Origin of the sequence: Candidatus Solirubrobacter pratensis, from assembly GCF_000425945.1 — a bacterium.
In the GTDB taxonomy this organism is placed as follows: Bacteria; Actinomycetota; Thermoleophilia; order Solirubrobacterales; family Solirubrobacteraceae; genus Solirubrobacter; species Solirubrobacter pratensis.
In genome coordinates this window covers 609,114-634,539 of the sequence record NZ_AUEK01000003.1, presented here as the reverse complement: position 1 = coordinate 634,539, position 25,426 = coordinate 609,114, and the positions used below count along the sequence as shown (strand labels likewise).

Annotated in this window: 19 protein-coding genes; 10 read left to right on the top strand and 9 right to left on the bottom strand. The window is 73.2% G+C overall.

Translation table 11 applies throughout. The features are described from left to right. Positions 1 to 66: 66 nt before the first annotated feature. The 4 genes from H958_RS0103245 to H958_RS0103230 all read left to right on the top strand — a co-directional run bounded on the left by H958_RS0103245 (position 67) and on the right by H958_RS0103230 (position 4,823). Positions 67 to 945 (top strand): MauE/DoxX family redox-associated membrane protein, encoded by an 879-nt coding sequence (locus tag H958_RS0103245; protein WP_156027644.1) that lies wholly within the window; start codon positions 67 to 69, stop codon positions 943 to 945. After that, positions 942 to 1,547, top strand: coding sequence for a hypothetical protein (locus tag H958_RS0103240; RefSeq protein WP_028057597.1), 606 nt, complete (start codon positions 942 to 944; stop codon positions 1,545 to 1,547). The genes H958_RS0103245 and H958_RS0103240 overlap by 4 nt, the downstream gene beginning before the upstream one ends. Beyond that, positions 1,541 to 2,977 (top strand): hypothetical protein, encoded by a 1,437-nt coding sequence (locus tag H958_RS0103235; RefSeq protein WP_028057596.1) that lies wholly within the window; start codon positions 1,541 to 1,543, stop codon positions 2,975 to 2,977. Before H958_RS0103240 ends, H958_RS0103235 begins: the two co-directional genes overlap by 7 nt. Positions 2,978 to 3,038: 61 nt before the next feature. Continuing rightward, positions 3,039 to 4,823: a gamma-glutamyltransferase family protein gene (locus H958_RS0103230; protein WP_028057595.1), complete on the top strand. Its 1,785-nt coding sequence runs from the start codon at positions 3,039 to 3,041 to the stop codon at positions 4,821 to 4,823. Here the strand turns inward: H958_RS0103230 and H958_RS34675 are convergent. The 4 genes from H958_RS34675 to H958_RS34670 are packed head-to-tail and all read right to left on the bottom strand — an operon-like array spanning position 4,807 to position 10,164. Next, the gene (locus tag H958_RS34675; RefSeq protein ID WP_255325398.1) at positions 4,807 to 5,481 is read right to left on the bottom strand and encodes a haloacid dehalogenase-like hydrolase; all 675 of its coding nucleotides are present in this window, start codon (positions 5,479 to 5,481) and stop codon (positions 4,807 to 4,809) included. The genes H958_RS0103230 and H958_RS34675 overlap by 17 nt on opposite strands. A gap of 23 nt (positions 5,482 to 5,504) precedes the next feature. Then, complete coding sequence (locus tag H958_RS0103220) at positions 5,505 to 6,560, bottom strand: M20/M25/M40 family metallo-hydrolase (protein WP_028057594.1); 1,056 nt, start codon at positions 6,558 to 6,560, stop codon at positions 5,505 to 5,507. Between the two features lie 13 nt (positions 6,561 to 6,573). Continuing rightward, entirely contained in the window at positions 6,574 to 9,357 is a 2,784-nt protein-coding gene (gene acnA / locus H958_RS0103215; protein ID WP_028057593.1) for an aconitate hydratase, read from the bottom strand. A 48-nt stretch (positions 9,358 to 9,405) separates the two neighbouring features. Next, on the bottom strand, positions 9,406 to 10,164 hold the full coding sequence (locus tag H958_RS34670) for a metallophosphoesterase family protein (protein ID WP_037408869.1): 759 nt from the start codon (positions 10,162 to 10,164) through the stop codon (positions 9,406 to 9,408). 37 nt (positions 10,165 to 10,201) lie between these two features. Between H958_RS34670 and H958_RS34665 the strand changes: the two genes are divergently transcribed. From H958_RS34665 to H958_RS0103185, 5 genes are read left to right on the top strand one after another with little or no spacing between them, the layout of a single operon-like run. Further along, positions 10,202 to 10,840 carry a nucleotidyltransferase gene (locus H958_RS34665; protein ID WP_051323745.1) on the top strand — a complete coding sequence of 213 codons (639 nt, stop codon included), beginning with the start codon at positions 10,202 to 10,204 and terminating at the stop codon, positions 10,838 to 10,840. A 10-nt stretch (positions 10,841 to 10,850) separates the two neighbouring features. Continuing rightward, complete coding sequence (locus H958_RS0103200) at positions 10,851 to 11,975, top strand: baeRF10 domain-containing protein (protein WP_028057592.1); 1,125 nt, start codon at positions 10,851 to 10,853, stop codon at positions 11,973 to 11,975. After that, complete coding sequence (locus tag H958_RS0103195; RefSeq protein ID WP_051323744.1) at positions 11,975 to 12,799, top strand: NAD(P)-dependent oxidoreductase; 825 nt, start codon at positions 11,975 to 11,977, stop codon at positions 12,797 to 12,799. Before H958_RS0103200 ends, H958_RS0103195 begins: the two co-directional genes overlap by 1 nt. Continuing rightward, on the top strand, positions 12,778 to 13,317 hold the full coding sequence (locus H958_RS0103190; protein WP_028057590.1) for a nicotinamidase: 540 nt from the start codon (positions 12,778 to 12,780) through the stop codon (positions 13,315 to 13,317). The genes H958_RS0103195 and H958_RS0103190 overlap by 22 nt, the downstream gene beginning before the upstream one ends. Further along, complete coding sequence (locus tag H958_RS0103185) at positions 13,314 to 13,910, top strand: protein-L-isoaspartate(D-aspartate) O-methyltransferase (protein ID WP_028057589.1); 597 nt, start codon at positions 13,314 to 13,316, stop codon at positions 13,908 to 13,910. Before H958_RS0103190 ends, H958_RS0103185 begins: the two co-directional genes overlap by 4 nt. Positions 13,911 to 14,073: 163 nt before the next feature. On the opposite strand, the gene H958_RS0103180 is transcribed toward H958_RS0103185, so the two are convergent. The 5 genes from H958_RS0103180 to H958_RS0103160 are packed head-to-tail and all read right to left on the bottom strand — an operon-like array spanning position 14,074 to position 18,916. Continuing rightward, complete coding sequence (locus H958_RS0103180; protein ID WP_028057588.1) at positions 14,074 to 15,279, bottom strand: aminotransferase-like domain-containing protein; 1,206 nt, start codon at positions 15,277 to 15,279, stop codon at positions 14,074 to 14,076. Further along, entirely contained in the window at positions 15,272 to 15,928 is a 657-nt protein-coding gene (locus H958_RS0103175) for an RraA family protein (RefSeq protein WP_196807176.1), read from the bottom strand. Before H958_RS0103175 ends, H958_RS0103180 begins: the two co-directional genes overlap by 8 nt. A 2-nt stretch (positions 15,929 to 15,930) precedes the next feature. Further along, positions 15,931 to 17,055: a M42 family metallopeptidase gene (locus H958_RS0103170; protein WP_051323743.1), complete on the bottom strand. Its 1,125-nt coding sequence runs from the start codon at positions 17,053 to 17,055 to the stop codon at positions 15,931 to 15,933. Then, positions 16,998 to 18,089 carry a nicotinate phosphoribosyltransferase gene (locus tag H958_RS0103165; RefSeq protein WP_028057586.1) on the bottom strand — a complete coding sequence of 364 codons (1,092 nt, stop codon included), beginning with the start codon at positions 18,087 to 18,089 and terminating at the stop codon, positions 16,998 to 17,000. The genes H958_RS0103170 and H958_RS0103165 overlap by 58 nt, the downstream gene beginning before the upstream one ends. An 11-nt stretch (positions 18,090 to 18,100) precedes the next feature. After that, a complete protein-coding gene (locus tag H958_RS0103160; RefSeq protein WP_028057585.1) occupies positions 18,101 to 18,916 on the bottom strand; it encodes an undecaprenyl-diphosphate phosphatase in 816 nt (271 codons plus the stop codon). Positions 18,917 to 19,010: 94 nt separating this feature from the next. Here H958_RS0103160 and H958_RS0103155 point away from each other — a divergent pair, with 94 nt between their 5' ends. Further along, a complete protein-coding gene (locus H958_RS0103155) occupies positions 19,011 to 25,418 on the top strand; it encodes an NHL domain-containing protein (protein ID WP_028057584.1) in 6,408 nt (2,135 codons plus the stop codon). The last annotated feature ends 8 nt before the right edge of the window (positions 25,419 to 25,426 follow it).

Sequence of the window (25,426 nt, the reverse complement as noted above, 5' to 3'; positions counted from 1 at the left end):
GCGCCGCGCCGTTAAACGGCGTGGTGCCGCCCTTCCCCGCCTGGTGCTGTAGGTTCGCGGTCTTACATGGTGTCGGTTGTCGCCTGCTTGGTCCTCGGGCTCGTCCTGATCGCCGCTGCCGGCCTGAAGGCCTTCAATGGGGCGGCGGCTCGGGAGGCGCTGGGGACGTACGGGATCCGGCGGTTCACGTGGCCCGTGTGGGCTGGGTTGGTCGTGGTCGAGGGTGGTCTCGGCGTCGCTGTCGGCGCCGGGCTGGACTGGGCTTCGGAGGCCGCGGCGGTGCTGATGGCCGCGGCGTGTGCGGTGCAGGTCGGGGCGATCGCGGCCGGGCGGCGTGGGGCTCCGTGCGGGTGCTTCGGCGCTCGCGGGCGGGTCGGGTCGGGATCGGCCGGGCGGGCCGCGGCGCTCGCCGCCGGGCTCGCGCTGCTGCCGCTGCTGCCGCGCGACGAGGTGTCGAGTGAGGGGTGGCTCGCGATCGGGCTGGCCGTCGCACTGCTCGGGCTGGCCGCGCTGGGCGTGGTGGTGCTCGCGCTGGCCCGCGAGGTCGGGATGCTCCGGCTGGCGGTGTCGCCGCGCGGGGCGCTGGAGGTCTCGCACGAGGGGCCGGAGGTCGGTGCGCGCTCGCCGCTCTGGGACGCGTTCGGCGGCGAGATCTCGTTCGCGCAGGTCGGACTCGCCGTGTTCACCTCGGAGGGCTGCGGGCTCTGCCGGGCGCTGGCGCCGACGGTCGCCGCGTTCGGGATGCACTCGGCGATCGTGCTGCGGACATTCGACGAGGTCACCGATGCGGACGCCTGGGCGGCGGCTGACGTGCCTGGGAGTCCGTTCGCGGTCGCGCTCGACGCCGATGGGACGGTGCTCGCGAAGGGCACGTTCAACACCGGTGCCCAGCTCGAGACCGTGCTGGCGGCGGCGGAGCGGCGGCGAGGAGCCGTGCGGGCTTGAGGCGGCGCGGCGGAGCGTCGCGTGACGGTGCGGGCGCGGGCGGGCGGATCGCGGACTCAGTCGCGGCGTCGAGCTCGCGGCGGGGCTTCCTCGCCAAGGTCGGCGGCGCCGTGATGGGACTCGCGGGCGCCCGCACGGTCGGGGCGCTGGTGGCGCCCGGCGAGGCCGAGGCATACCACTTCTGCGGCCACATCTACACGACCGACTCGTGCCCGCATCCCACCGGCCTCCCACGCATCGACGCGAAGGGTTTCCCGCTGAAGGCCGCTGACGGCCGCCCCGTCGACGACCTCGGCCGCTACGTCGACGCGCAGGGCGATCCGGTGGGCGACGACGGGCGCCCGCTCGTCGATGCCGACGGCGCGCCGCTCCCCAAGGCGTCGCGCACGCGCGTGTGCACCGCCGCGGGCGCCGCGCACGGGTTCAAGCCGCAGATCGACGGCGCGTGGTACCGCTGCTGCGGCGGCCACGTGCGCAAGCTCGTCGACTGCTGCGGATACGTCCGCAACCGGATCAACGGCGACGGGGCGCTGACGGGCTACTGCTACCACGGCCGCAAGGTCTTCTGCGTCACGTACTACGACACGAGGGTGAAGTGCTGACGGCGGTGATCGTCGTCGCCGCCGTGGCCGCCGGCGTGACCGGCGCGTGGTCGCCGTGCGGGTTCTCGATGGTCGAGACGCTCGCGCCCGCGGGCTACGCCGGGCGGGTGAGGACGACCGTCGTCGCGTGCGTGACCTTCACCCTCGGCGCGCTCGCCGGAGGCGTCGTCACGTTCGGCGGCCTCTCGCTGCTCGGGCGGGCGCTCGGCGCCGGCGCGCCCGCGGTCGCGGCGCTCGTCGCACTCGCTGCCGCCGCCGGGGAGGCGCGCGGCGCTCGCATCGTCCCGCAGGTCCGGCGCCAGGTGCCGGAGTCCTGGCGACGCGTCATGCCAGTGCCGCTCGCCGCCGGCCTCTACGGCGTCCTGCTCGGCCTCGGCTTCACCACCTTCATCCTCTCGTTCGCCGTGTGGGCGCTGGCGGGGATCAGCGTGGCGCTCGGGGATCCCGCGCTCGGAGCGGCGGCAGGGCTCGCGTTCGGCGCCGGACGCGCGCTGCCGGTGATCGCGCTCGCGCCCTCGGGCGGCGGCGCGTTCGCGGCGGCGATGGCCGAGCGGCCGCGCATCCTGCGCTCGCTGCGCGCCGTCGACGCCGCCGCGCTCGCCGCCTGCGCCATCGCCCTGTTCGCCTCCCCCGCCCAGGCCGCCGCGACGATCGCGGCGCCCGGGTTCGCCGACCCCAGCGCGGACGGGGCGACGCTCGCGCTGCACCGCCCCGGCGGGATCGGCGAGCTGCGCGGGCCGGCCGGGATCCAGCCCGCTCCCGGCGCGCGTCCCGCGGTCGGCGGCGGCCGCGTCGCGTGGGTGGCCGGCGACGCCGTGGTGGTCGCGAACGTCGGCGCCATCCCGGCCGCCGGCGTCAACGCCGTCGCGGTGTCGGCGACCTATGTCGCGTGGCGGGCCGCCACCGCGCTGTGGGTCGCGCCCATCCTCCCGACCGGCTTCGGCGCCGTCGCGCGCGTGGCGATCGACGCGGGCCGCCCGGCGCTCGACGGCGGCCTCCTGGTCTTCGACGTCGCCGCCAGGCGCATCGACGGGATCGACCTCGCGACCGGCGCGCGGACGACGCTGCGCCGCCAGGCCCGCGCCCAGCTGCGGGGGCCGTCGGCGCTGAACGGGCAGCTCGTCTACGTCTGCGCCACCTACCGCCGCCAGCAGGTGCTGACCGGACCGCTCGCCCGGCGGTCGCCCGCGCGCGACCGCGCGCTCTACGGCACCGTGCCGACCGGCCGCCGCGACGCCGGCGAGGAAGGCGGCAAGCACAAGAACGCGCCTGGGCACCGCCGCGACCTCTGGCCGCGTCCCCGCGCCGGCGAGGCGATCACGCTGACGACGACCGCCACCGCCGCCGACGCCGTCTACGTCACCCGGCTGCGACAGCGGGCCGGCGCGCCGACGGAGACCGCGGTCCTGCGCATCACGAGTCGACGATGAGCTTGTGACCCCAGGCGAAGGGGTAAGCGAGCCTCCGGCATAGTTCCACAGGGAGGCGTTGATGATGCGACGAGTCCGGACGCTGCTCGGCGTCACCGCCGCGTGCGCGGTCCTTGCCGCGCCGGTCGCGGCGGCACAGGAGAAGCAGCCGACCGCCCGAGGCACCGGCGGAGCGGCGGCGAGCGTGGATCCGCTCGCTACCCGAGCGGCGATCGACGTCCTGCGCAAGGGCGGCAACGCGTTCGACGCGGCGATCGCGGCCGCGAGCGTGCTCGGCGTGGTCGAGCCGTACAGCAGCGGGGTCGGCGGCGGCGGCTACATGACGATCCGCGAGGGAAGCAGCGGCCGGATCGTCACACTGGACTCGCGCGAGACCTCGCCGAAGGCGATGACGCCGAACTCGTTCTTCATCGACGGGCAGCCGCCGACCGACGCGCAGTTCCCCATCAACCGCTACAGCGGCCTGAGCACCGGCGTCCCCGGCACGCCCGCGCTGTGGGAGTACGTCCTGCGCCGCTACGGCACGTACTCGCTCGCCAAGGCACTGAGCTACGGCGAGAGGGTCGCCGAGCACGGCTTCACCGTCGACCAGACGTTCTTCGACCAGACGACCCCGAACGTCCCCTACTTCGCCGACGTGCCCTCGACGGCGGCGATCTACCTCGACCCCGACGGCACGCCGCGCGACGTCGGCAGCACGATCCGCAACCCTGACCTCGCGAAGACGTACAGGCTGATCGCCCGCAAGGGCGTCGAGCGCGGGTTCTACCGCGGCCCACTCGCCGCCGCGATCGTGGCGGCCGCCGACAACCCGCCGCTCGCCCCGACCGCGACACACACCTGGCGCAAGGGGCTGATGACGAAGAGCGACCTCAGCGTCTACCGCGTCCGGCGCCGCGTCCCGGTCCACATCGACTACCACGGCTACGAGGTGTGGGGCATGCCCCCGTCGTCCTCGGGCGGCACGACGAGCCTCGAAGCGCTGAACATCCTCCAGCACAGCACGCCGCCGGCCAGCCGCATCCAGACGCTGTACCGCTACCTCGAGGCCTCGCGGCTCGCGTATGCCGACCGCAACGCCTACCTCGGCGACCCTGCCTTCGTGCGCAACCCCCTTGCGGGGCTGCTCAGTGGCGGCTACGCCGCCCAGCGCGCCGCGCTGATCGGCGCTACCGCGCCGCAGGGCCCCGTAGCGGCGGGCGAGCCGGCCGCCACCGTGCCCGCCGGCGACGCCGCCTCGGTCGACCGCGTCGGCTCCACCACCCACCTCAGCGTCGCCGATCGCTCGGGCAACGTCGTCGCCTACACGTTCACGATCGAGCAGACCGGCGGCAACGGCATCGTCGTCCCCGGCTACGGCTTCCTGCTGAACAACGAGCTGACCGACTTCGACACCGCGTCCACCACCGCCCCGAACCGCGCAGAGGGGCACAAGCGGCCGCGCTCCTCGATCGCGCCGACGATCGTCACGCGACGGAAGCAGCCGTTCATGACCGTCGGCTCGCCCGGCGGAGCCTCGATCATCACGACGGTGCTGCAGATACTGGTCGACCGGATCGACCTCCACATGACGCTGCCCGACGCCATCGCCGCGCCGCGCGCGAGCCAGCGCAACTCGGCGACCACGGAGGCCGAGCCGGCGTTCCAGTCCGCGCCCGAGGGGCAGCAGCTGATCAGCACCTACAAGGAGGCGTACCGGCTGCCGGCGGGGAACGAGATCGGCGCCGCGACCGGGATCGAGTTCCGGCGCGGAAAGAGCCGTAGGCGCGGCCCGAGCTTCGTCGCCGTGGCCGAGCCGAAGCGCCGTGGCGGAGGAGCCGCGGCGGTGGTCACTCCGGGGCGCTGATCCAGTCCTCGAGCACCGGCAGCAGGGCGCGGGCGTCGCTCACCACGGCGTCCGCGTCCGCCAGTGCCTCGACCCCGAACGGGCCCGTCCCCACCGCGACCACGCGCACGCCGTCCGCCCGCGCGCACGCGATGTCGCGCGGCGTGTCGCCGATCACGACCGTCCGCTCGCGCGGCCATGCCGGCAGGGCCGCGCGCGAGCGGGCGATCGCCGGCAGCTCGTCGCGGTTCTCGGAGTCCGAGCCGAACGCGCCCTGGCCCGGCGGGAAGTAGCCGCCGATGCCCGCGCGATCGAGCTTCAGCCGCGCGACCGCCTCGAGGTTCCCGGTCACGAGCGAGAGCTGGTACTGGTGCGGCCGCGACGCGAGCTTCGGCAGCAGCGCGAACACGCCCGGCGCGAGCTTGTTGGAGAGGTCCCGCGGGCACAGCCGCTCGAACGCCTCGACCGTCGCGCCGGCCACCGCTCCGAGCTCGGCGTCGATCCGGTCCGCCGTCACCCCGGCCGCCAGCAGCAGGTCGCGCCCGATCGCCAGGTCGGTCCGCCCTGCCGCCTCGACGACGTGGCCGTCCAGCGACGGCAGCCCGTGCACCATCGCGGCGGCCTCCCGCAGCGCCAGGGCGTGCTCCACCGAGGCACGCTGCAGCAGCGTGCCGTCGATGTCGAACAGGAGCAGTAGAGGCTTCAGCGCTTGAAGTCGATGTCCGGGCGCAGCCGGCGCGCGAAGGCCGCGATCAGCCGGGCCGCGTTGTCCACGTCGTCGAGCTGGACCATCTCGACAGGAGAGTGCATGTAGCGCAGCGGCACGGACACGACGCCCGTGGGGATCCCGCCGCGCGAGATGTGGAACGCGTCCGCGTCGGTCCCCGTCGCCCGCGCCGAGGCGGAGACGGTGAACGGGATGCCCTCCTCCTCGCCCGCCGCGTGCAGCAGCTCGAACACCTGCGGGTCCATCGTCGAGCCGCGGTTGAGCACGCCGCCTGAGCCGAACCGGTGCTTGCCGAGCTCCTTCTCGTCGATCCCCGGCTGGTCGGTGGCGAACGTCACGTCGACGACGATCGCGATGTCGGGCTCCAGCGAGTACGCGGTCGTCCGCGCGCCGCCGAAGGTGATCTCCTCCTGCGTGACCGCGACCGCGAACACGTCCCCCGTTGCCCCGCCCGCCTCCGAGACGAGCCGCGCGGCCTCCAGCGCGACGTAGCAGCCGAGCCGGTTGTCGAACGAGCGCGAGACGTAGCGCCCGTTCGGCAGCTCCACCGGCTCCGCGTCGATCACCGCGACGTCGCCGATGCGCACGAGGCGGCGCGCCGCGTCGCCGTCGGCGGCGCCGATGTCGATGTGCAGGTCCTTGAGCTGCGGCACCTTCTTGCGGTCGTCGTCGCGCATCAGGTGGATCGGCTTCTTGCCGACCACGCCCGCGATGCGCCCCGCGCGCGTCGCCACCTCGACCCGCTGGCCCACGAGGATGATCGGATCCCAGCCGCCGACGCCCGTGAACCACAGGTACCCGTCGTCGTCGATGTGGTGGACGATCAGGCCGATCTCGTCGATGTGGCCGACGACCGCGACCGACGGACCGTCGCCGGTGCCGGGCACGCGGGCGACGGTCGAGCCGACCGAGTCGTAGGAGACCTCCGCAAACGCGGCGGCCGCCTCGCGGAAGACGGCCGCCGGCGCCTGCTCGTACCCCGAGGGCCCGGCGGCGGTCACCAGCTTGTGGAGCGTTTCAGGCAGCGACATGCGGCGGGGGAGGTTACTGCGCGAGCAGCTGCCTCAGCACGAACGGGAGGATGCCGCCGTGTTGGAAGTACTGCACCTCTTTCGGGGTGTCGATGCGCACGCGCGCGGTGAACTCCTTGTCGCCGGCGCGGACGGTGACCTCCTTGGCCTCGCCGCCGTCGATGCCGGTGATGGAGAACTCCTCCTCCCCCGACAGCCCGAGCGACTCCGCGTTCTCCCCATCCATGAACTGCAGCGGCAGCACGCCCATGCCGACCAGGTTGGAGCGGTGGATGCGCTCGAAGGACTCCGCGATCACCGCGCGCACGCCCAGCAGGTTGGTGCCCTTGGCAGCCCAGTCGCGCGAGGAGCCCGAGCCGTACTCCTTGCCGGCCAGGACCACCAGCGGGACGCCCTCCTCGGCGTACTTCATCGCCGCGTCGTAGATCGACATCTCCTCGCCGTCCGGCAGATGGCGCGTGACGCCGCCCTCCGTGCCCGGCGCGAGCTGGTTGCGCAGGCGGATGTTGGCGAACGTGCCGCGCACCATCACCTCGTGGTTGCCGCGGCGGGAGCCGTAGGAGTTGAAGTCCTTCTGCTCGACCCCGTGCTCGTTGAGGTACAGCGCGGCCGGCGAGCCCTTCTTGATCGCGCCCGCGGGTGAGATGTGGTCGGTCGTGACGCTGTCGCCGAGCTTGGCGAGCACGCGCGCGCCCTCGATGTCGCCGGGCGTGGTCGGCTCCTTCGGCACGTTCTCGAGGAACGAGGGCCGCCGCACGTACGTCGACTCCGGGTTCCACGCGAATCGGTCGCCCTCGGGCACCTCGAGCGAGTTCCAGCGCTCGTCGCCGTCGAAGACCTCGCCGTAGGAGGACGTGAACATGTCCTCGTGGACGGCCTCCTCGACCAGCCGGGCGACGTCCTCGGCGGAGGGCCAGACGTCCTTGAGGTAGACGTCGGCGCCCTCGGAGTCCTGCCCGAGCGGCTCGTCGAGCAGGTCGATGTCCATCGTCCCCGCCAGCGCGTAGGCGACCACCAGCGGCGGCGACGCGAGGTAGTTCATCTTCACGTCGGGGTTGATGCGGCCCTCGAAGTTGCGATTGCCGCTGAGGACGCTCACCACCGCGAGGTCCTCGGCCTGCACGACCGCGGAGATCTCCTCCGGCAGCGGGCCGGAGTTGCCGATGCAGGTCGTGCACCCGTAGCCGACGAGGTGGAAGCCGAGCTGCTCCAGGTACGGGATGAGCTCGGCGCGCTCGTAGTACTCCATGACGACCTTCGACCCCGGGGCCAAGGATGTCTTGACCCACGGCTTGGCCTTCAGACCGCGCTCGACGGCGTTCTTGGCCAGCAGGCCCGCGCCGAGCATGACCGACGGGTTCGACGTGTTCGTGCAGGACGTGATCGCCGCGATCACCACGTGGCCGTGGTCGAGCTCGGTCTCGCTGCCGTCGGCGAGCGTGACCGGCACCGCGTGCTCCTCGCGCTCGGCGACCTGCAGGCCGCCGGTGCCGCCGTGGACGGGCTCGGAGTCGTCGTGCCCGGAGCCGCTGCCGTTGTGGCCGGGCGGGTCGGACGCCGGGAACGACTCCGCGACCTCCTCGTCGACGCCGCGCGAGTCCTTCTCCGGCAGCAGGTCCTCGAGCGCGAGCCGGAACGCGGCCTTGGACTCCGTCAGCGAGACCCGGTCCTGCGGGCGCTTCGGGCCGGCCAGCGACGGCACGACGTCGCCGAGGTCCAGCTCCAGCGTCTCGGAGTAGGTCGGCTCCTCGGAGTCCTCGTCGTGCCACAGGCCCTGGGCGCGCGCGTAGGCCTCGACGATCTCGATCCGCTCCTTCGAGCGCCCGGAGAACTCCAGGTAGCGCAGCGTCTCGGCGTCGATCGGGAACATCGCGCACGTCGAGCCGAACTCCGGGCTCATATTGCCGATCGTCGCGCGGTCGGCCAACGGCAGGTTCGGGATGCCCGGGCCGTAGAACTCGACGAACTTGCCGACGACGCCGTGCTCGCGCAGCATCTGCGTGACCGTGAGCACGAGGTCGGTCGCCGTCGCGCCCTCGGGCAGCGCGCCCGACAGCTTGAAGCCGACCACGCGCGGGATCAGCAGCGGCATCGCCTGGCCGAGCATCGCCGCCTCGGCCTCGATGCCGCCGACGCCCCAGCCGAGCACGCCGAGGCCGTTGATCATCGTCGTGTGCGAGTCGGTCCCGACCAGCGTGTCGGGATACAGCGTCCCCTCGTTCTCGAACACCACGCGGGCGAGGTACTCGAGGTTGACCTGATGCACGATGCCGGTGTCGGGCGGGACGACGACGAAGCCCTCGAACCCGCCCTGGCCCCAGCGCAGGAACGCGTAGCGCTCCTTGTTTCGCTCGAACTCGCGCTCGGCGTTGATGCGGAAGGCATCCCGCGTGCCGAACACGTCGACCTGCACGGAGTGGTCGATCACCAGCTCGGCCGGCACCAGCGGGTTGATCTTCGCCGGATCGCCGCCGAGGTCGGCCATCGCGTCGCGCATTGCGGCGAGGTCGACCACCGCGGGCACGCCGGTGAAGTCCTGCATCACCACGCGCGCGGGCGTGAAGGCGATCTCCTTGGATGGCTCGGCGGTGTGGTCCCAGCCCGCCAGCGCCTCGATGTCCTGCTTGCGGACGGATACGCCGTCCTCGTTGCGCAGCAGGTTCTCGAGCAGCACCTTCAAGGAGAAGGGCAGGCGCGCTACGTCGAAGCGCTCCTGCAGGGCGTCCAGGCGATGGATCTCATAACTGCGCCCGCCGACCTCGAGGTCGGCACGGGCGTCGAAGGAATTGTCAGACACAGGTTCAGCTCCCGTGAAGGAGGGTTAGTGACCGCTGAGCCTAGTCTCTCAGCGCACTTCCGAGGGCGCCCGGGCCTCCCCCGCCAGCTCGAAGACCCACCAGTCCTCGCCGAGTACCGGAACCGAGACGTTGTAGACGGGCACCTCGCCGACCCTGCCCTCGAAGGTCCCGGCGTGCGCGTGGCCGTGCAGGACGAGGTTCGGCGCGTGCTCGAGGATCGGCGGCGCGAGGCGGTCGGTGCCCAGGAACGTCCAGATGTCGCGGCGCTCGCCGACCAGCGTGTCGCTCGTGGGCGCGTAGTGCAGCAGCGCGATCCGGAACGGGCACAGCGCGATCGCGCGCAGGCTCTCGTCGAGCCCGCGCACCTCGTCCATCCCCTCGGCGTAGACCGCGCGCAGCGACGGCTCGCCGAAATCGGGCAGGTGGCTGCCCGCGAACCCGCCGACGAACCCCTTCGCGCCGGCGATCCCGACCTCGACGTCGCACACGTCGAGGATCGTGTGCGAGCGGTCCAGCACCGTGATCCCGGCCTCCTGGAGCACCGCGGTCAGCTCGCCCGCCTGGTTGGAGTGCCAGTCGTGGTTGCCGAGCACGGTCACGACCGGGATGTCGAGGTCGCGCACTGCGCCGGCGACGATCGCGCCCTGCTCTGGCTCGCCGTGCGTCGTCAGGTCGCCGGCCAGCAGCACGACGTCGGCGCGCCCGGCGAGCCCGCCGAACGCCTCGGCGGCGCGCTCACGGTCGTTCGGGCGCTCGCCGAAGTGGATGTCCCCTGCGGCAGCGATCCGTATCCGGCACTGGTCCATCGCTGTGCGGCTACCCGATCCGGGTAATGAGGTACCCATGGCGAGTGAAGACGAGCAGCCGTTCTCCGATCTCGAGCAGGCGCTGAAGCGCTCGGCTGCGGCCCTGCGGCGGGCCGGTGTCCCGTTCCTGCTCGGCGGCAGCCTGGCGAGCTGGGCCCGCGGCGGGCCGGAGACGCGGCACGACCTCGACCTGATGATCAAGCCGGAGGACGTCGAGCGCGCGGTCGCCGCGCTCGAGGAGGCCGGCATGCGCTTCGAGGATCCGCCCGAGGAGTGGCTGGTCAAGGCGTGGGACGGCAACACCCTGGTCGACCTGATCTTCGCTCCCAAGGGCATCCCGATGGACGACGAGGCGCTCGCACGCGGGGAGGTACTCTCCGTCCTGGGCATGGAGATGCGCGTGATGGCGCTCGAGGACGTGCTGGTCACCAAGCTGATGGCGCTGTCCGAGCACGCCCTGCGCTACGAGTCGCTGCTGGCGATCTCGCGCGCGCTGCGCGAGCGCATCGACTGGGACGACGTCCGTGCGCGAACCGGCGAGTCGCCCTTCGCACGCGCGTTCTTCGTCATGCTCGAAGGCCTCGGCGTGGTACCCGAGGCGAAGCCGACGACCGGCGGCGAGCCGCGCGTGCGGGTGCTCACACCCCGCGGTTCGACCTCCGCACCCGTGGGGTAGGCGACCGAACATGGCCGAACCGATCACTCAGACCCGCCTTCGCGCGCTCGCAGACGTGCGCCCGGAGCGCGGTCGCGTGCTGTCCGTCTTCCTGAACCTCGATCCGACCGAGTTCGCCACGCCTCCCGCGCGATCGTCGGCGATCACGTCGGTGATGACGGCGGCGGCGCACAAGATCGAGTCCAAGGAGGGCCTGAGCCACGAGGAGCGCATCGGGCTGCGCGCCGACGTCGAGCGCGTCGGCGAGGTGCTGGCCGGCTCGGGCATCGCCGGCAACGGGACGCGCGGGGTCGCGGTCTTCGCCTGCGGCGAGGCCGGCCTGCTGGAGGTCGTCCGGCTGCGGCGCCCGGTCGACTCCAAGGTGGTGCTGGACCGCACCGCGTTCGTGGAGCCGCTGGTGATGCAGGGCACCGACGAGCAGTGGATGGTCGTCCTCACCAACCGGCGCGCTGCGCGCATCTTCGTCGGTCCCGGTGACGCGCTGGCGGAGACCGACCGGATCGTCGACGACGTGCACTCCCAGCACGACCAGGGCGGCTGGTCGCAGCTCAACTACCAGCGCTCGATCGAGAAGGACGTGTCCGACCACCTCGGCCGTGCCGCAGAGGTCGCGTTCGAGATCTACAAGCGGCGCGGGGTGGACCGCGTGCTGATCGGCGCGCCGGAGGAGCTGCTGCACGAGTTCAAGGGCAAGCTGCACCCGTACCTGCGCGAGCGGATCGCGGGCAAGATCGGCGTCGACGTGGAGAACGCGTCGCTGGACGAGGTCCGCGCCGAGGCGGCGGTCGCGATCGAGGCGCACGCGCGCAAGTGCGAGCGCGAGGCGCTGGACCGGCTCGTGGAGGCCGTGGGCCGCGGCGGCCGCGGCGCCGCCGGGATCTCGCAGGTGCTCGACGCGCTCAACCAGGCGCGGGTGGAGACGCTGCTGATCGCCGAGAACTTCCGCGCCGGCGGGCGGCGGGACTTCGAGGCCGGGCTGCTGCTGCCCGAGGAGGCCGACGCGGGCGAGCCCGTCGAGGACATCGTCGAGCCGGCGATCGAGAAGGCGCTCGAGCAGTCCGCGAGCCCGGTCGTGGTGCGCTACTTCGACGATCTCCAGCCGCTGGGCGGGATCGGCGCGGTCCTGAGATTCTGATGCGGATCGTGGTGCTGGGCACGGGCATCATGGGTGCGCCCATGGCCCGCAACCTCGCCGCCGCCGGCCACGACGTGCGCGTGTGGAACCGCACGCGCGCCAAGGCCGAGGAGATGGGCCTCGAGGTGCTCGAGGCGCCGACCGCCGAGGGCGCCGACGTGCTGATCACGATGCTGTCCGACGGCGACGCGGTCGAGTCGGTGATGGACGGCGTCGCGCTCGAGGCCGGCCAGGTCTGGTGGCAGTCGAGCACCGTCGGCATCGCGGCGACCGAGCGGCTGGCGCGGCTCGCCGGCGAGGCGCAGTTCGCCGACGGTCCGGTGCTCGGCACGCGCCAGCCGGCCGAGCAGGGCAAGCTCACCGTGCTCGCGTCGGGGCCGGGACGCGACCGGCTGGGCCCGGTGTTCGAGCCGGTGGCCGCCAAGGTGGTCGACCTCGGCGACGAGATCGGCGCCGCAACGAAGCTCAAGCTCGTGCTCAACCTGTGGATCGTCACGCTGGTCGAGGGCGTCGCCGAGTCGATCGCGCTCGCAGAGGGGCTGGAGCTCGATCCGCAGCTGTTCCTCGACATCATCGACGGTGCCCCGATGGGCTCCCCGTATGCCAATCTCAAGGGCACGGCGATGATCGAGCGCGACTTCCAGCCGAGCTTCCCGCTCGCCCACGCGGCCAAGGACGCCGGCCTGGTGGACGAAGCCGCCCGCGCGGCAGGTCTCGACCTGCCGCTCCCCGCCGCGATCCGCGACCAGATGGCCAAGGCGATCGCCGCCGGCCACGGTGAAGAGGACCTGGCGGGCACGATATGGGCCGCGCGCTCGTCGTAGTCGACTTCCAGAACGACTTCACCCCCGGCGGTGCGCTCGCCGTCGCCGGCGGCGACGAGATCGCGCCGCGCGTGAACGCCCTCGCCGCCTCGGGCGACTTCGACCTGGTCGTCGCGACGCGCGACTGGCACCCGGCCGATCACCGCTCGTTCCGGCAGCAGGGCGGGCCGTGGCCGGCGCACTGCGTCCAGGGCACGCCCGGCGCCGATTTCCACCCGGCGTTCGACCGCTCGCGCGTCGAGGACGTGATCGACACGGGCGTGACGGCCGACGCCGAGGGCTACAGCGGCTTCGAGGGGACGGCGCTGGAGTCGCTGCTGCGCGAGCGCGGGATCGACACCCTGACGATCGTCGGGCTGGCGACCGACTACTGCGTCAAGCACACGGCGCTCGACGGCCTGCGCCAGGGGTTCGCGGTCACGGTCGACGGCGCGGGCGTGCGGGGCGTCGAGGTGCAGCCGGGCGACTCCGAGCGGGCGCTCGAGGAGATCCGCGCGGCCGGAGGCGTGATCGTGTGAAGGACAAGCTGCTCGCCACGCTGCGCAAGCACGTCGTCGACGAGCGTGTCCTGCAGGCGATCGCCGCCGTCCCGCGTGACGCGTTCGTCCCGCAGGAGCTGGCCGAGCAGGCGTGGGAGAACGCGCCGCTGCCGATCGGCTGCGGCCAGACCATCTCCCAGCCGCTGGTGGTCGCGCGCATGTGCGAGCTGCTCGAGCTCGAAGGGGACGAGCGCGTGCTCGACGTCGGCACCGGCTCCGGCTACCACGCGGCGGTGCTCGCCCGGCTGGTCGCGCACGTCTGGAGCGTCGAGCGCCACGCCGCGCTGTCGGCGGCGGCCGCCCGCAACCTGCAGGCCACTGACGTGCACAACGTCACGCTCGCCGTCGGCGACGGCACGCGCGGCTTCCCGGACGCCGCGCCGTTCGACGCGATCAACGTCGCCGCCGCCGGCGCCGAGATCCCGCACGCGCTCGAGGAACAGCTCGCCCCCGGCGGCCGGCTCGTCGCGCCGGTCGAGAACGGCGAGCAGCGGCTCGTGCTCCTGCGCCGCGGCGCCGCGGGCCTGGAGCGGACCTCGCTCGAGCGCGTGCGCTTCGTCCCGCTGATCTAGGAGTCTGTTGATCTTCGATCCGTCGATGCGAGGTGGTGCGCCCGTGGATGCCGGGCGCCGGGCCCGTGCCTAGGCATACCGGCGCGTCTTCCTGGGCACGGGCCCGGCCAATCCGGCGCCGCGGGCGTGCCGCATCGCGCGGCGGGGAAAGTCCAACAGGCTCCTAGGCCGCCGCCCGCCGCTCGAGCGCCTCGCGCACGACGCCTGCGAGGCGCTCCGCCGCGGCGGCGAGGTCCGCCTCGCCCAGGTGGCTGAACGAGAGCCGGAGCGTGTTCGCGCCCGCGTCGCCGACGTAGAACGGCGGCCCGGGGACGTAGGCCACGCCGGCGGCCAGCGCGGCGGGGCGCAGCGCGAGCGTGTCGATGCCCTCCGGCAGCGTCACCAGCGTCAGGAAGCCGCCGGACGGCTCGGTCCAGGAGACCTCCGCGGGCATCGTCGCAGCGAGCGCGCCCGACAGCGCCGCCCAGTGCGACGCGTACAGCGCCCTGGCCGCCGGGAGGTGGCGCTCGAACCCGCCCGCGCGGCCGTACTCCTCCACGAGGCGCTGCCCGAGGCCGCCCGCGCACTGATCGGTGTTCTGCTTGGCCGCGGCGAGCTCGGCGATCACGTCCGCCGGACCGGCCGCCCACCCGAGCCGCACGCCGGGGAAGAGGATCTTCGAGAACGTCCCCGCCTGGAGCACGACGTCCGGCGCGAGCGACCACAGCGTCGGCAGCGACGCGCCGCCGAAGGTCAGCTCGCGGTACGCGACGTCCTCGAGGATCAGGACCCCGTGGCGCCGGCACAGCTCGACCAGCGCGCGGCGGCGCTCGAGCGGCAGCGTCCGCCCGGTCGGGTTCTGGTAGTCCGGGATCGTGTAGAGGAACTTCGGGCGCACGCCGGCCTCGAGCCGCTCGGCGAGCGCGTCGACGAGCAGGCCGTCCTCGTCCATCGCGACCGGCACGACCTCGGCCTCCGCGGCGCCGAACGCCATCAGGGCGCCGAGGTACGTCGGAGCCTCGACGGCGACCGCGTCGCCCGGATCGATCAGCGCCTGGCACATCAGCGCGATGCACTCCATCCCGCCGCTGGTCACCATCAGCTCGCGGGTCGCGGGGCGCCGGCCCTGCAGCTCCTCCTGGCGCTCGATCAGGTACTCGCGCACGCTCGGGATGCCGGTGCAGGGCGTGTACTGCAGCGCGACCGCGGCGTCCTCGCGCACGAGCCGCCCGGCGATCGCGTCGAGCTCGTCGGTGGCGAACGTCGCCGGATTCGGGAAGCCGCCGGTCATCGACAGCACGCCGGGCGGGCTGCCGGCGAGGATCGCGGTCAGCTCGTCGCCGCCGCGCAGGCGCGTCCGGCGCGCGAATGCGTGCGCGAAGTCAGGCATCGACCAGGAACGCCAGGGCGCTGGACTCGCCGCGGTCGAGCGCCGCGACGTGATCGGCGTGGTTGGTGAGTCCGTGCAGCGCCTCGCCGCGGGCCTGCGCGGCGAGGATGGCGCGCTCGCTGCGGCCGATCAGCTCGGCGGCCTCCAGCGCGGCCTCGATGCCGGCCGCCGGCGCGACCAGCACGCCGTCGTCGTCGCCGAACACGATGTCGCCCGGGCCGATCTCCACCCCGCCGCAGCGGATCGCCGCGCCGAGCGCGGCGCGCGACACGGTCGTGCCGGAGCGCGGCGTCGTACCGCGCGCGAACACGGGCAGCCCGATCCGGCGCAGACCCTGGAGGTCGCGGCAGAACCCGTCCGCCACGATCCCGGCCAGCCCGCGCCGGTGCGCCTCGGTCGCGAACAGCTCGCCGAAGACGGCGCGCGACCCGCCGTTGGTCGCGATCACGAGCACGTCGCCGGGGCCGGCCTCGGCGAGCGCGCTCATCACCGGCAGATGGTCGTCCTCGGCGAGGACGGTGAACGCCGTGCCCGCCATCCGCACATCGGGGATCATGGCCCGGATCCCCGGGTCAAGCACGGGCAAAGTCTTGTCGGCGTCCGACAGCGCCGACACGTCGATTCCCAGCAGTCGCTCGATCAGCTCCACGCTCACAGCCTGCCAGATGGCGGCCCGCCGGCGGCGAGCAGGCGCAGCAGCTCGACGGTCGCCGTGAGATCCCCCGGGTGGATCGTCTCGAACGCGGTGTGCGTGTAGCGTGTCGGCACCGTGAGCAGCGCCGTCGGCGAGCCGGACTCCGCCAGCGCCAGGCCGTCCGAGCCGTAGCCGGCGAACAGCCCGTCCTGGGCCGGCACGCCGTTGGCGGCGGCGAGCGCCAGCAGGTGCTGGCTGAGCGCGCGGTCGTAGACGATGCCGGTGTCGCGGTGCACGACGATCGGTCCGGCGCCGAGGCGCGTCGGGTGCTCGCGCTCCTGGACCGCCGGGATGTCGCCGACGAGGCCGACGTCGAGCGCGATCGCCGCGTCGAAGCGCTCGGCGTGCGCGAGCGCCCGGGCGCCGTGCAGCCCGTTCTCCTCCTGGACCGTCGCCGCCAGCCACAGCTCGCATCCGAGCGTCCCGTCCGCCACCGCGTCGAGCAGCGCGTCCATGAGCGCGAGGCCGACGCGGTCGTCCATCGCCGGCCCGGCGAGCAGCTCGCCGATCCGGCGCACCGGCGCGGCGAACACCACGGGCGACCCGACGTGGATCCCGGCGCCGACCACGGCCTCGCGGTCCGGGAGTCCGAGCTCGACCCAGAAGTCGTCGTAGCCGAGGCGATGCTCCTCGCGCTGCGCCGCGGTCAGCACGTGCCCGCTGGCCGCGGCGAGCAGGCCCTCGAGCCACGAGCCGTCGCGGGCGAGCGCGCGGACCGGCTGGCCGACCGGGTGGCGCCGCTCGGGACCCATGCGCCGGTCGCCCTGCGAACCGTCGAGCAGCAGGAACCCCTCGTCGGTGACGTGGCGGACGAGGTAGCCCACCTGATCCATGTGCGCCTGCACGAGCAGCCGCGGCCCGGCGCCGCCCGCGCGGGCGATGAGGTTGCCGACCGCGTCGCGGCGGACCTCCACGCAGCGCGGCGCCCAGCGCCGCTCCAGCAGGCCGGTGAGCTCCGCCTCGGCGCCTGACGGAGCCGGGACGGCGCACAGCTCCGTGACGAGCGCCTCGAGGCCGGCGAGAGTCAGCGGACGGGCTCCAGGCGCGGGTTGGGGCGCAGCTCGCGGCCGACCTTCGCGCACGGGCGCCCGTCGACCATCACCACGTCGGCCGTGAAGTCGTTCGCGCCGCGGATCAGCGACGAGCCGACGCCGTAGGAGTCGACCGGCACGCCGGCCTCCTCGAACTCGTGGATGCGCGACGCGTTGAAGCCGCCCGAGGCGACGATCTTCACGGCGGGGAGGCCGTGAGCGTCGAGCTCGTCGCGCACCAGGTGCACGAGCTCGGCGGCGACGCCCGTCGGAGCCGCAGTCCCGTGCAGGCGCTGCAGCGAGGCGTCGGCGAGCTTGTCGGACGTGTCCAGCCGCACGCCCCAGAGGTCCTCGCCCAGCACCTCGGCGACCTCGAGCGCGGTCTTGACCGAGTCGTTCTCGAAGTCGACCAGGACGGTGACGTTCATGTCGCGCTTGAAGCGATCGGCGAACTTGCGCGCGGCCAAGGCGGTGTCGCCGCCGTAGGCCGCGATCAGCCCGTGCGGGACCGTCCCCACGCCGCGGCCGCCCCACCATGACGCCTGCGCGTCGGTCGAGACGCCGATCGCGCCCGCGATGTGCGCGGCCCAGCCGTCGCCGGTCTGCACCAGCCAGTGGTCGTGGCGGGCGGGGAAGTAGAGGATCGGCTTGCCGCGCGCGGCGTCGACGACCTCGCGCACGTTGCGCATGATCAACGTGCGGCGTGCCATCACGCCGAGATAGACGGTCTCCAGATGGGCGAAGTCCGCGTAGTCGCCCTCGATCGTCAGCACGGTCTCCCACGGGGAGATCTCGTCGCCCTCGTGCAGCGCCCGCACGTCGAGGCGGTCCCAGCCGTCGACCCAACGATCGCCGTCGTAGTGGCCCGCGCCCTGCTTGATCACCGCGATCGCCTCGTCGATGCCGCCGAGGATCGACTCATTGCGCTGGAAGACCTGCATCAGCACGCGCGGATGGTGGTCGTCCGCCTCCAGCAGCGACTTCGTCAGGTTGAAGTACGCGTCCGAGTAGTAGCCGTCGCGGAGCTTCTCGACCGGCAGGCGGAAGACGGACGGCGCCATGCGCACGCGCTCGCGAACGGCCATTCCGAATGATGTTAAGAGATCGCGCCGGCGGCGGTGAGCGCCAGCACGAGCGCACCGAGGCCGACGCGATACGCGACGAACACGGCGGTCGAGTGGCCCACCAGCCAGCGCAGCAGCCACGCGATCGACGCATAGCCGACGATGAAGGCGAGCACCGTGGCGATCAGCGTCGGCGCGAAGCCGGCGCCGCCGGGATCCCCGATCTTGCGCGCCTCGAACAGGCCGGACAGCACGACGGCGGGCACGGAGAGCAGGAACGAGTAGCGCGCGGCCGACTCGCGGTCGAAATCGCGGAACAGGCCGGCGGTGATCGTCGCCCCGGAGCGCGAGACGCCCGGGACGAGCGCGAGCGCCTGCGCGAAGCCGATGACCGTCGCGTCGCGAGAGTCGATCCGGGTCAGGTCGCGGTTGCGCTTGGCGACGTGCTCGGCGTACAGCAGCACGAGACCCATCACGATCAGCGTGCAGCCGATCAGGTACAGGTCGCGCCCGCCGCTCTCGATCTGGTCGCGGAAGATGAAGCCGAAGATGCCGATCGGGATCGTTCCGAGGCCGATGTACCAGCCCATCCGCGCGTCGCGCGTCGACCGCAGCTCCGGCCGGCGCAGGCTCAGCCACCAGGTCTTGGCGATCCGCCAGAGATCCTCGCGGAAGTAGATCAGCACCGCGGCCATCGTTCCGAGCTGTACGACGGCGGTGAACGCGGAGCCCGGATCCTCCCAGCCGCAGAAGGCGGGAACGATGCGCAGGTGCGCGGTGCTCGAGATCGGCAGGAACTCCGTCAGTCCCTGCACGATGCCGAGGACGATGGCCTGGAAGGCATCCACAGCCGCGGCACATTAGCGACACCCCCCAAGATCTCCCCTGAACTTTGGGCTTGGCTCTTGCGCCGGCGCATGGCCTCCGGATAGTCAACGCACGATGACCGGCAAGGAAGCTCGGTGCGCGATCCTCGCGATCGCCGTGGCGCTGCTCGCGCCCACCGCCGCGGGGGCCGCCAGGCGCGGCCCCGACCTACGGGCCGCGGCCCTGAGCGGCGCGCCCGCGACCGTCCGGCCGGGCGCGTCGCTGCAGCTGACCGTCACGATCCGCAACATCGGTCGCGCGAAGGCGCACGCGAGCACGCTGCAGCTGCTGCTCTCGGCCGACGCCAAGGCGGACAAGCACGACGCGCGGCTGGCCACGGCGAAGGTCAAGGCCCTCGCGGCCGGCAAGCGCGTGACGATCCACATGCGCGCGACGGCGCCGGCATCGGGCGCCTACCGGCTGATCGCCTGCGCCGACTCCGGCGCGAAGGTGCGCGAGACGAACGAGCGCAACAACTGCCTCGCGGGCGCGCCGCTGCGCGTGCTCGCGCCCGCGTTCGGCGTTCCCCAGGCGCCGCCCGCGACCGGCGCGCCGATTCCCGCCGGCTCCCCGGCCACGCCGGTGCCGACGCCGGTGCCGACGCCGGCGCCGACCACCGCGCCGACGCCGGCGCCCACGCCCAACGCGACACCGAGCGCTCCCACCCCGCGCATGCCCGGCACCGTCCCGTCCCTGCAGGACTCGAGCGCGTTCCTGTATCGGGGGTCGGGCGCGGTCCAGACCGGCGTCGCGCCCGGCACGATCTCCGACCGGCGCGTCGCCGTCCTGCGCGGCCAGATCACCGACGAGCGCGGCGAGCCGCTGCCGGACGTCACCGTCACCGTGCTCGGGCGCCCGGAGTACGGCGTCACGCACACGCGCGCCGACGGCTGGTTCGACATGGTCGTCAACGGTGCGCGGATCACGCTGGCCTACGCGAAGGCCGGCTATCTGCCGGTGCAGCGGCTGGTCGACGCGCCGTGGCAGGACTACGCGATCGTCGACACCGCCGCGATGACGCCCCTGAGCGCGAAGGTCACCAGCGTCGACACGAGCGCCGCCGCGCCGTTCCAGGCCGCCGAGGGCGAGGCGCCGCCCAACGGGGGCCCGCCCTCGACGCTGCTGTTCCCCAAGGGCGACCAGGCCTCGACCGCCGGCGGCCCGATCTCCGGGCCGCTCGGCGTACGGGTGACCGAATACCCCGCCGGGGGCCTCGACAGCCTGCCGGGCACGATGCCGGGCACCGCGGGCCCGACGTACGCCGCCGAGTTCACCGTCGACCAGGCCGGCACGAGCAGCGTGACGTTCTCCAAGCCGGTGATCGACTACACGCCCAACTTCATCGGCGCGCCGGTCGGCAGCCCCGTCCCCGCCGCCTACTACGACCGCGCGGCCGGCCGCTGGGTGCCGTCGGCCGATGGCCGCGTGATCAGGATCACGTCCGTGTCCGGGGGCAAGGCCGTGCTCGACGGCGCCTCCGGGCTGGCCATCGGCGACGACGAGCTGACCGAGCTGGCGCACCGCTACGGCGCCGGCACCGAGCTGTGGCGCGTGGCGATCGACCACTTCACCCCGTGGGACTTCAACTGGCCCTACGGCCCGCCGCCCGGAGCCGAGCCGCCGAAGCTGAAGGACTTCGAGTGGAAGGACCCGAGCGACCCCTGCATCAGGAAGGGCTCGATCATCGGCTGCGAGTCCCAGACGCTCGGCGAGGAGATCCCGATCACCGGCACCCCGATCGCGCTCGACTACACGTCGAGCCGCAGCCCCGGCTACAACGCCTCCGCGAGCCTGCAGGTACCGGTCACGGGCGCCTCGCTGCCGCCGCTGCTGAAGGGGGTCGAGGTCGAGGTCGACGTCGCCGGCCGCCACTTCTCCAAGCGCTGGTGCGACCCGAGCTTCCCGACCACGACGTCGGTGACCTGCGCCGGCCTCGACGACGTCGCGCCGAACCTGAGCTACACGCTCGGCTGGGACGGCAAGGACGCCTACGGGCGCCCCGTGCTCGGGCGGCCTGTCGCCACCGTACGCGTCACCTACGTCTACGAGTTCAACTACTACGGCGCGAAGGACGACTTCCAAGCCAGCTTCGGCGCCTTTCCGGAGGGCACGGAGACGTTCAACGGCGCCCCTTACTGCGGCAACCAGAATCCGTGGCTGCGCGGGGACGCCAACCGCTCCCAGCACTTCTACTGCGGGATCGACTCGCGCCAGACCACGCACCGCGCCATCGGGGCGTGGAACGCCGGCGAGGTCGACGGGCTCGGCGGCCTGACGCTCAGCGTCCACCACGGCTACGACCCGCAGGAGCGCGTGGTCTACAAGGGCGACGGGACGACGATCCGCAGCGAGCCGCTCGGCACCGTGCTCGACAACGTGGTCGGCCCCGGCGGGTCGTTCCCGACAGGCGCGCCGCAGGACGCGAGCAAGGTCAGCATCGACTACCTCAACGACTTCGCGCTCGGGCCGGACGGCAGCGTCTACGGCTCCTCGGGCCTCAACCAGCACCAGATCTGGCGCGCGACGCCTGATGGCACGGTGCGCGCGATCGGCGGCGGCGTCGGTCCGGCGTTCTCCGGCGAGCCCGCGGGCGACGGCGGCCCGGCGCTCGGCGCCGTCCTCGGCGTCGACGCGGGCGCGCTGGCGATCGGGGCCGACGGGTCCGTCTACTTCGTCACCGATGGCGCCTCGTCGGTCGGCTACATCCGGAAGATCGCGCCCGACGGGACGCTCTCCACGATCGCGGGGACGAAATGGTCCAGCAGCACGTCGAGCCCCGTCCACATCGCCTCCGGCGCCAACGGCGACGGCGGCCCGGCCGCGCAGGCCAAGCTGTCCGACCCGCGCGACATCGCGATCGGGCCGGACGGGAGCCTCTACTTCTCAGAGCGCGCGGGCTACTCCAACGCCAACAAGGCGGTCGTGCGCAAGATCGCCCCGAACGGCATCGTCACCACGGTCGCCGGCGGCGGAACCGACAACGCGGCCGACGACCAGGATCTCGGCGCCGGCGAGCCTGCGCGCGACCAGGCGCTGGGCGTCGTCTACGGCATCGCCGTCGCGCCCGACGGCACGCTCTACCTCGCCGACCCGACCGCGCAGCGCGTGCAGAAGGTCTCGCCGAACGGCATCCTCACCCGCGTCGCGGGCGGGCCGAGGAACGCGCCTGTGGCAACCGGATCGCTCGCCGCCGGCAACGCGATCGGCGCGCCGACCAAGGTCGCCCTGGCACCCGACGGCACGCTCTACGTGCGCGTCAACGACGACTACCGCCAGTCCGGAAGCCCGGTGAAGGTCGTCAAGATCGGCGCCGACGGGATCATCGACCCCGTTGCCGGCCGCACCACGGCGCCGGCCTGCAACTCGTGCCTGGATCCCGACGGGGCGCCGGCCAACGGCGCCTACATCACGAGCAACTCCGTCGGGCTCGAGGTCGAGCCGGACGGCATCCCGGTCATCAGCGACGGCCGCTACGTCGTGCGTCGCATCACGCCGGCGCTGCCGGGCTTCGGTCCCGACTCGGTCGCGCTGCCGTCCCCCGACGGGACCGAGGTCTACGTCTTCGATCCGGCGGGCCGCCATCTCAAGACGCTCGACGGCCTGACCGGCGCGGTGCGCTGGAGCTTCGCGTACGACGCGGCCGGCCGCCTCGGCGCCGTCGCGGACGGCGACGGGAACACGCTGGCGATCGAGCGCACCGCCGACGGCACGCCGACCGCGATCGTCGCACCCGGCGGGCAGCGCACGACGCTCGCGATGAGCGGCGGCCGCGTGACGGGCGTGACCGACCCGGCGGGCGAGACGACGTCGCTCGCGTACGGCGCCGGCGGCCTGCTGAACCGCTTCACGCTGCCCGGCGACCGCACCTCGACGTTCGAGTACGACGCCGGCGGCCGCCTGACCAAGGACACGAGCCCGTCCGGCGCCGTGCAGACGCTCGCCCGCACCGAGACCGCCGACCGCACCGAGGTCGACGTCACCGGCGGCGAGCAGCGCGTCACGAAGTACGTGGCCGAGGCGCTGGCCGGGGGCGACCGGCGGCGCACGGTGACGCTCCCGAGCGGCGCCACCACGACGCTGATCGTGCACCCCGACGGTACGCAGGTGCTGACCGGGCCCGACGGCACGAAGACGACGACCGTACCCGGCCAGGATCCGCGCTGGGGCATGCTCGCCCCGATCGCGGCCTCGACGACCACCGTCACTCCGGCAGGCAAGACGTCGACCGTGCGCGAGTCGCGCACCGCGGTGCTCGCCGACCCGAAGGATCCGCTGAGCGTCACCAGCCTCGACACCGCCGTCGTGCGCGGCACCAACGAGGAGACCGACACGGCCTACGACGCGGCGCGGCACACGATCACCGTCACCTCGCCCGCGGGCCGCACCGCCACGACCACGCTCGACGCCCGCGGGCGCGTCGTCTCGGCCGGCGCGGGGGCGCCGGTGACGGTCGCCTACGACGCGCACGGGCGGATCGCGAAGATCGCCCGCGGCGGCGAGTCGGAGACCTACGGCTACGACGCGCGTGGCCGCGTGTCCTCGCGCACCGACGCCGGCGGCGCCACCGTCCACTACGCCTACGACGACGCCGACCGGCTGACCGAGGCGCAGCTCCCCGGCGGCCGCACCTACCGCTACGGATATACCGCCGGCGGGCTTCCGCACACGCTGACGATGCCGAGCGGCCAGGTGCACACGTTCACCACCGACGCCGACGGACGCGTCATGGGCTACGCGCCGCCGGGAGGCGGGAGCTACACGCGCACGTTCGACCGCGACGGCGCGCTCGAGCTGTTCACGCTCCCGAGCGGCGCCGCGCGCGACCCGTCCTACGACGCCGCCGGCCGCCAGACCGGCGAGGGCTACGGCGACGAGGCCGACGTCTACGCCTACACCGGCTCGAGCGAGGATCCCGACAGCGTCACGCGCAGCGGGCAGTCGCTCGCCTTCGCGCGCGACGGCGCGCTGACGACCGGGCTGAGCGCGGACGCCGGCGCGTATTCGTACGAGTACGGCGACGCGTTGCGCCTCACGCAGGCGACGCTGACCGCCGGCGCCGACACCGCGCAGACGGCCTACGGCTACGACGCCGACGGGCTCGTCACCAAGGAGGGCTCGCTCACGCTCACGCGCTCGAGCACCGACGGCGCCGTCAGCGGCATCGCCGACGGCACGCTGACGGCGGCCTACACGCACGACGCGCTGGGACGGCTCGCGACGCGCAGCCTGAGCGTCGGCGGGACGGAGAAGTACAGGTCCGAGCTCACCTACGACGCCCGCGGGCGCGTGAGCCGGCGGACCGAGACCGTCGCGGGCACGGTCGCCCCGCTCGACTACGGCTACGACGGCCTGGGCGAGCTGACCTCGGTCAAGCAGGGCGCGAGCGCGCTCGAGGCCTATGCCTACGACCTCGACGGCAACCGCGGCGGCGCGCCGGCGCAGACGTTCGACGCCGACGGGATCCTGCACGCGAGCGGCGACGCCACGTTCCACTACGGCGCGTCCGGCGATCTGCTCTCGGCGACGGCCGGCGGCACGACCGTCACCTACGCCTCCGACGCGCTCGGCCGCCGCGTCGCGCGCACGCAGGGCGGCGTCACCGAGCAGTATCTCTACGGCGACCCCGGCAACCCGCTGCGGCTGACCGCATCGCGCCGCGACGGCGTGCTGACCACCTACCTCTACGACGACGAGGGCGCGCTGCTCGCCTTCGACCGCGGCGGGACGCGCTACTACGTCGGCGCCGACCAGACCGGCACGCCGAAGGTCGTGTTCAAGGGCGACGGCACGGTCGTCGACACGCGCGCCTACGACGCGTTCGGCCGGCTGCTGTCGGAGAGCGACCCGAGCTTCGACCTCCCGATCGGCTTCGCCGGCGGGCTCGCCGACCCGCTGACCGGCCTGGTCCGCATGGGCGCGCGCGACTACGACCCCGCGAGCGGCCGCTTCACCGCCCGCGACCCCTCCTTCTTCGACGGCTCAGGCGGCAACCTCTACGCCTATGCAGGCTCGGACCCCGTCGGCCACCGCGACCCGACCGGTCTGTACTGCATCGGCGGCTCGTTCTACGACGTGATCGGCGGCGGCGTGACGTACTGCCACAACATCGAGAACGGCAAGGACTCGGTCTGCGCCGAGGGTGGGCTCGGGGCGGGCGCGGGCGTCTCGGTCGACTTCAACGGCGACGTCGCCGACTCCGGCACGACGGTCGTGGCGGAGATCACGGAGAAGTACGGACCGCTCTACGGCACGATCGGCGGCGAGCTGACGCTGGACTGCCTCAACGCCAAGGGCTACGCCAACGTCAACACCGCCTTCCTCGGTCTGGGGGCGGGCGTGGACACCACCGGCGCCTTCTCGATCGGCCCGAGCGGGAGCTCGAAGAGCGACCTCAACGGCATGGGCGAGCGCGTGGAGAAGACCAACGCCCTCGCGTTCAAGACCGAGGGCAAGATCGCCCTCAAGCACTGCTGGCAGTACTGACGCGGACC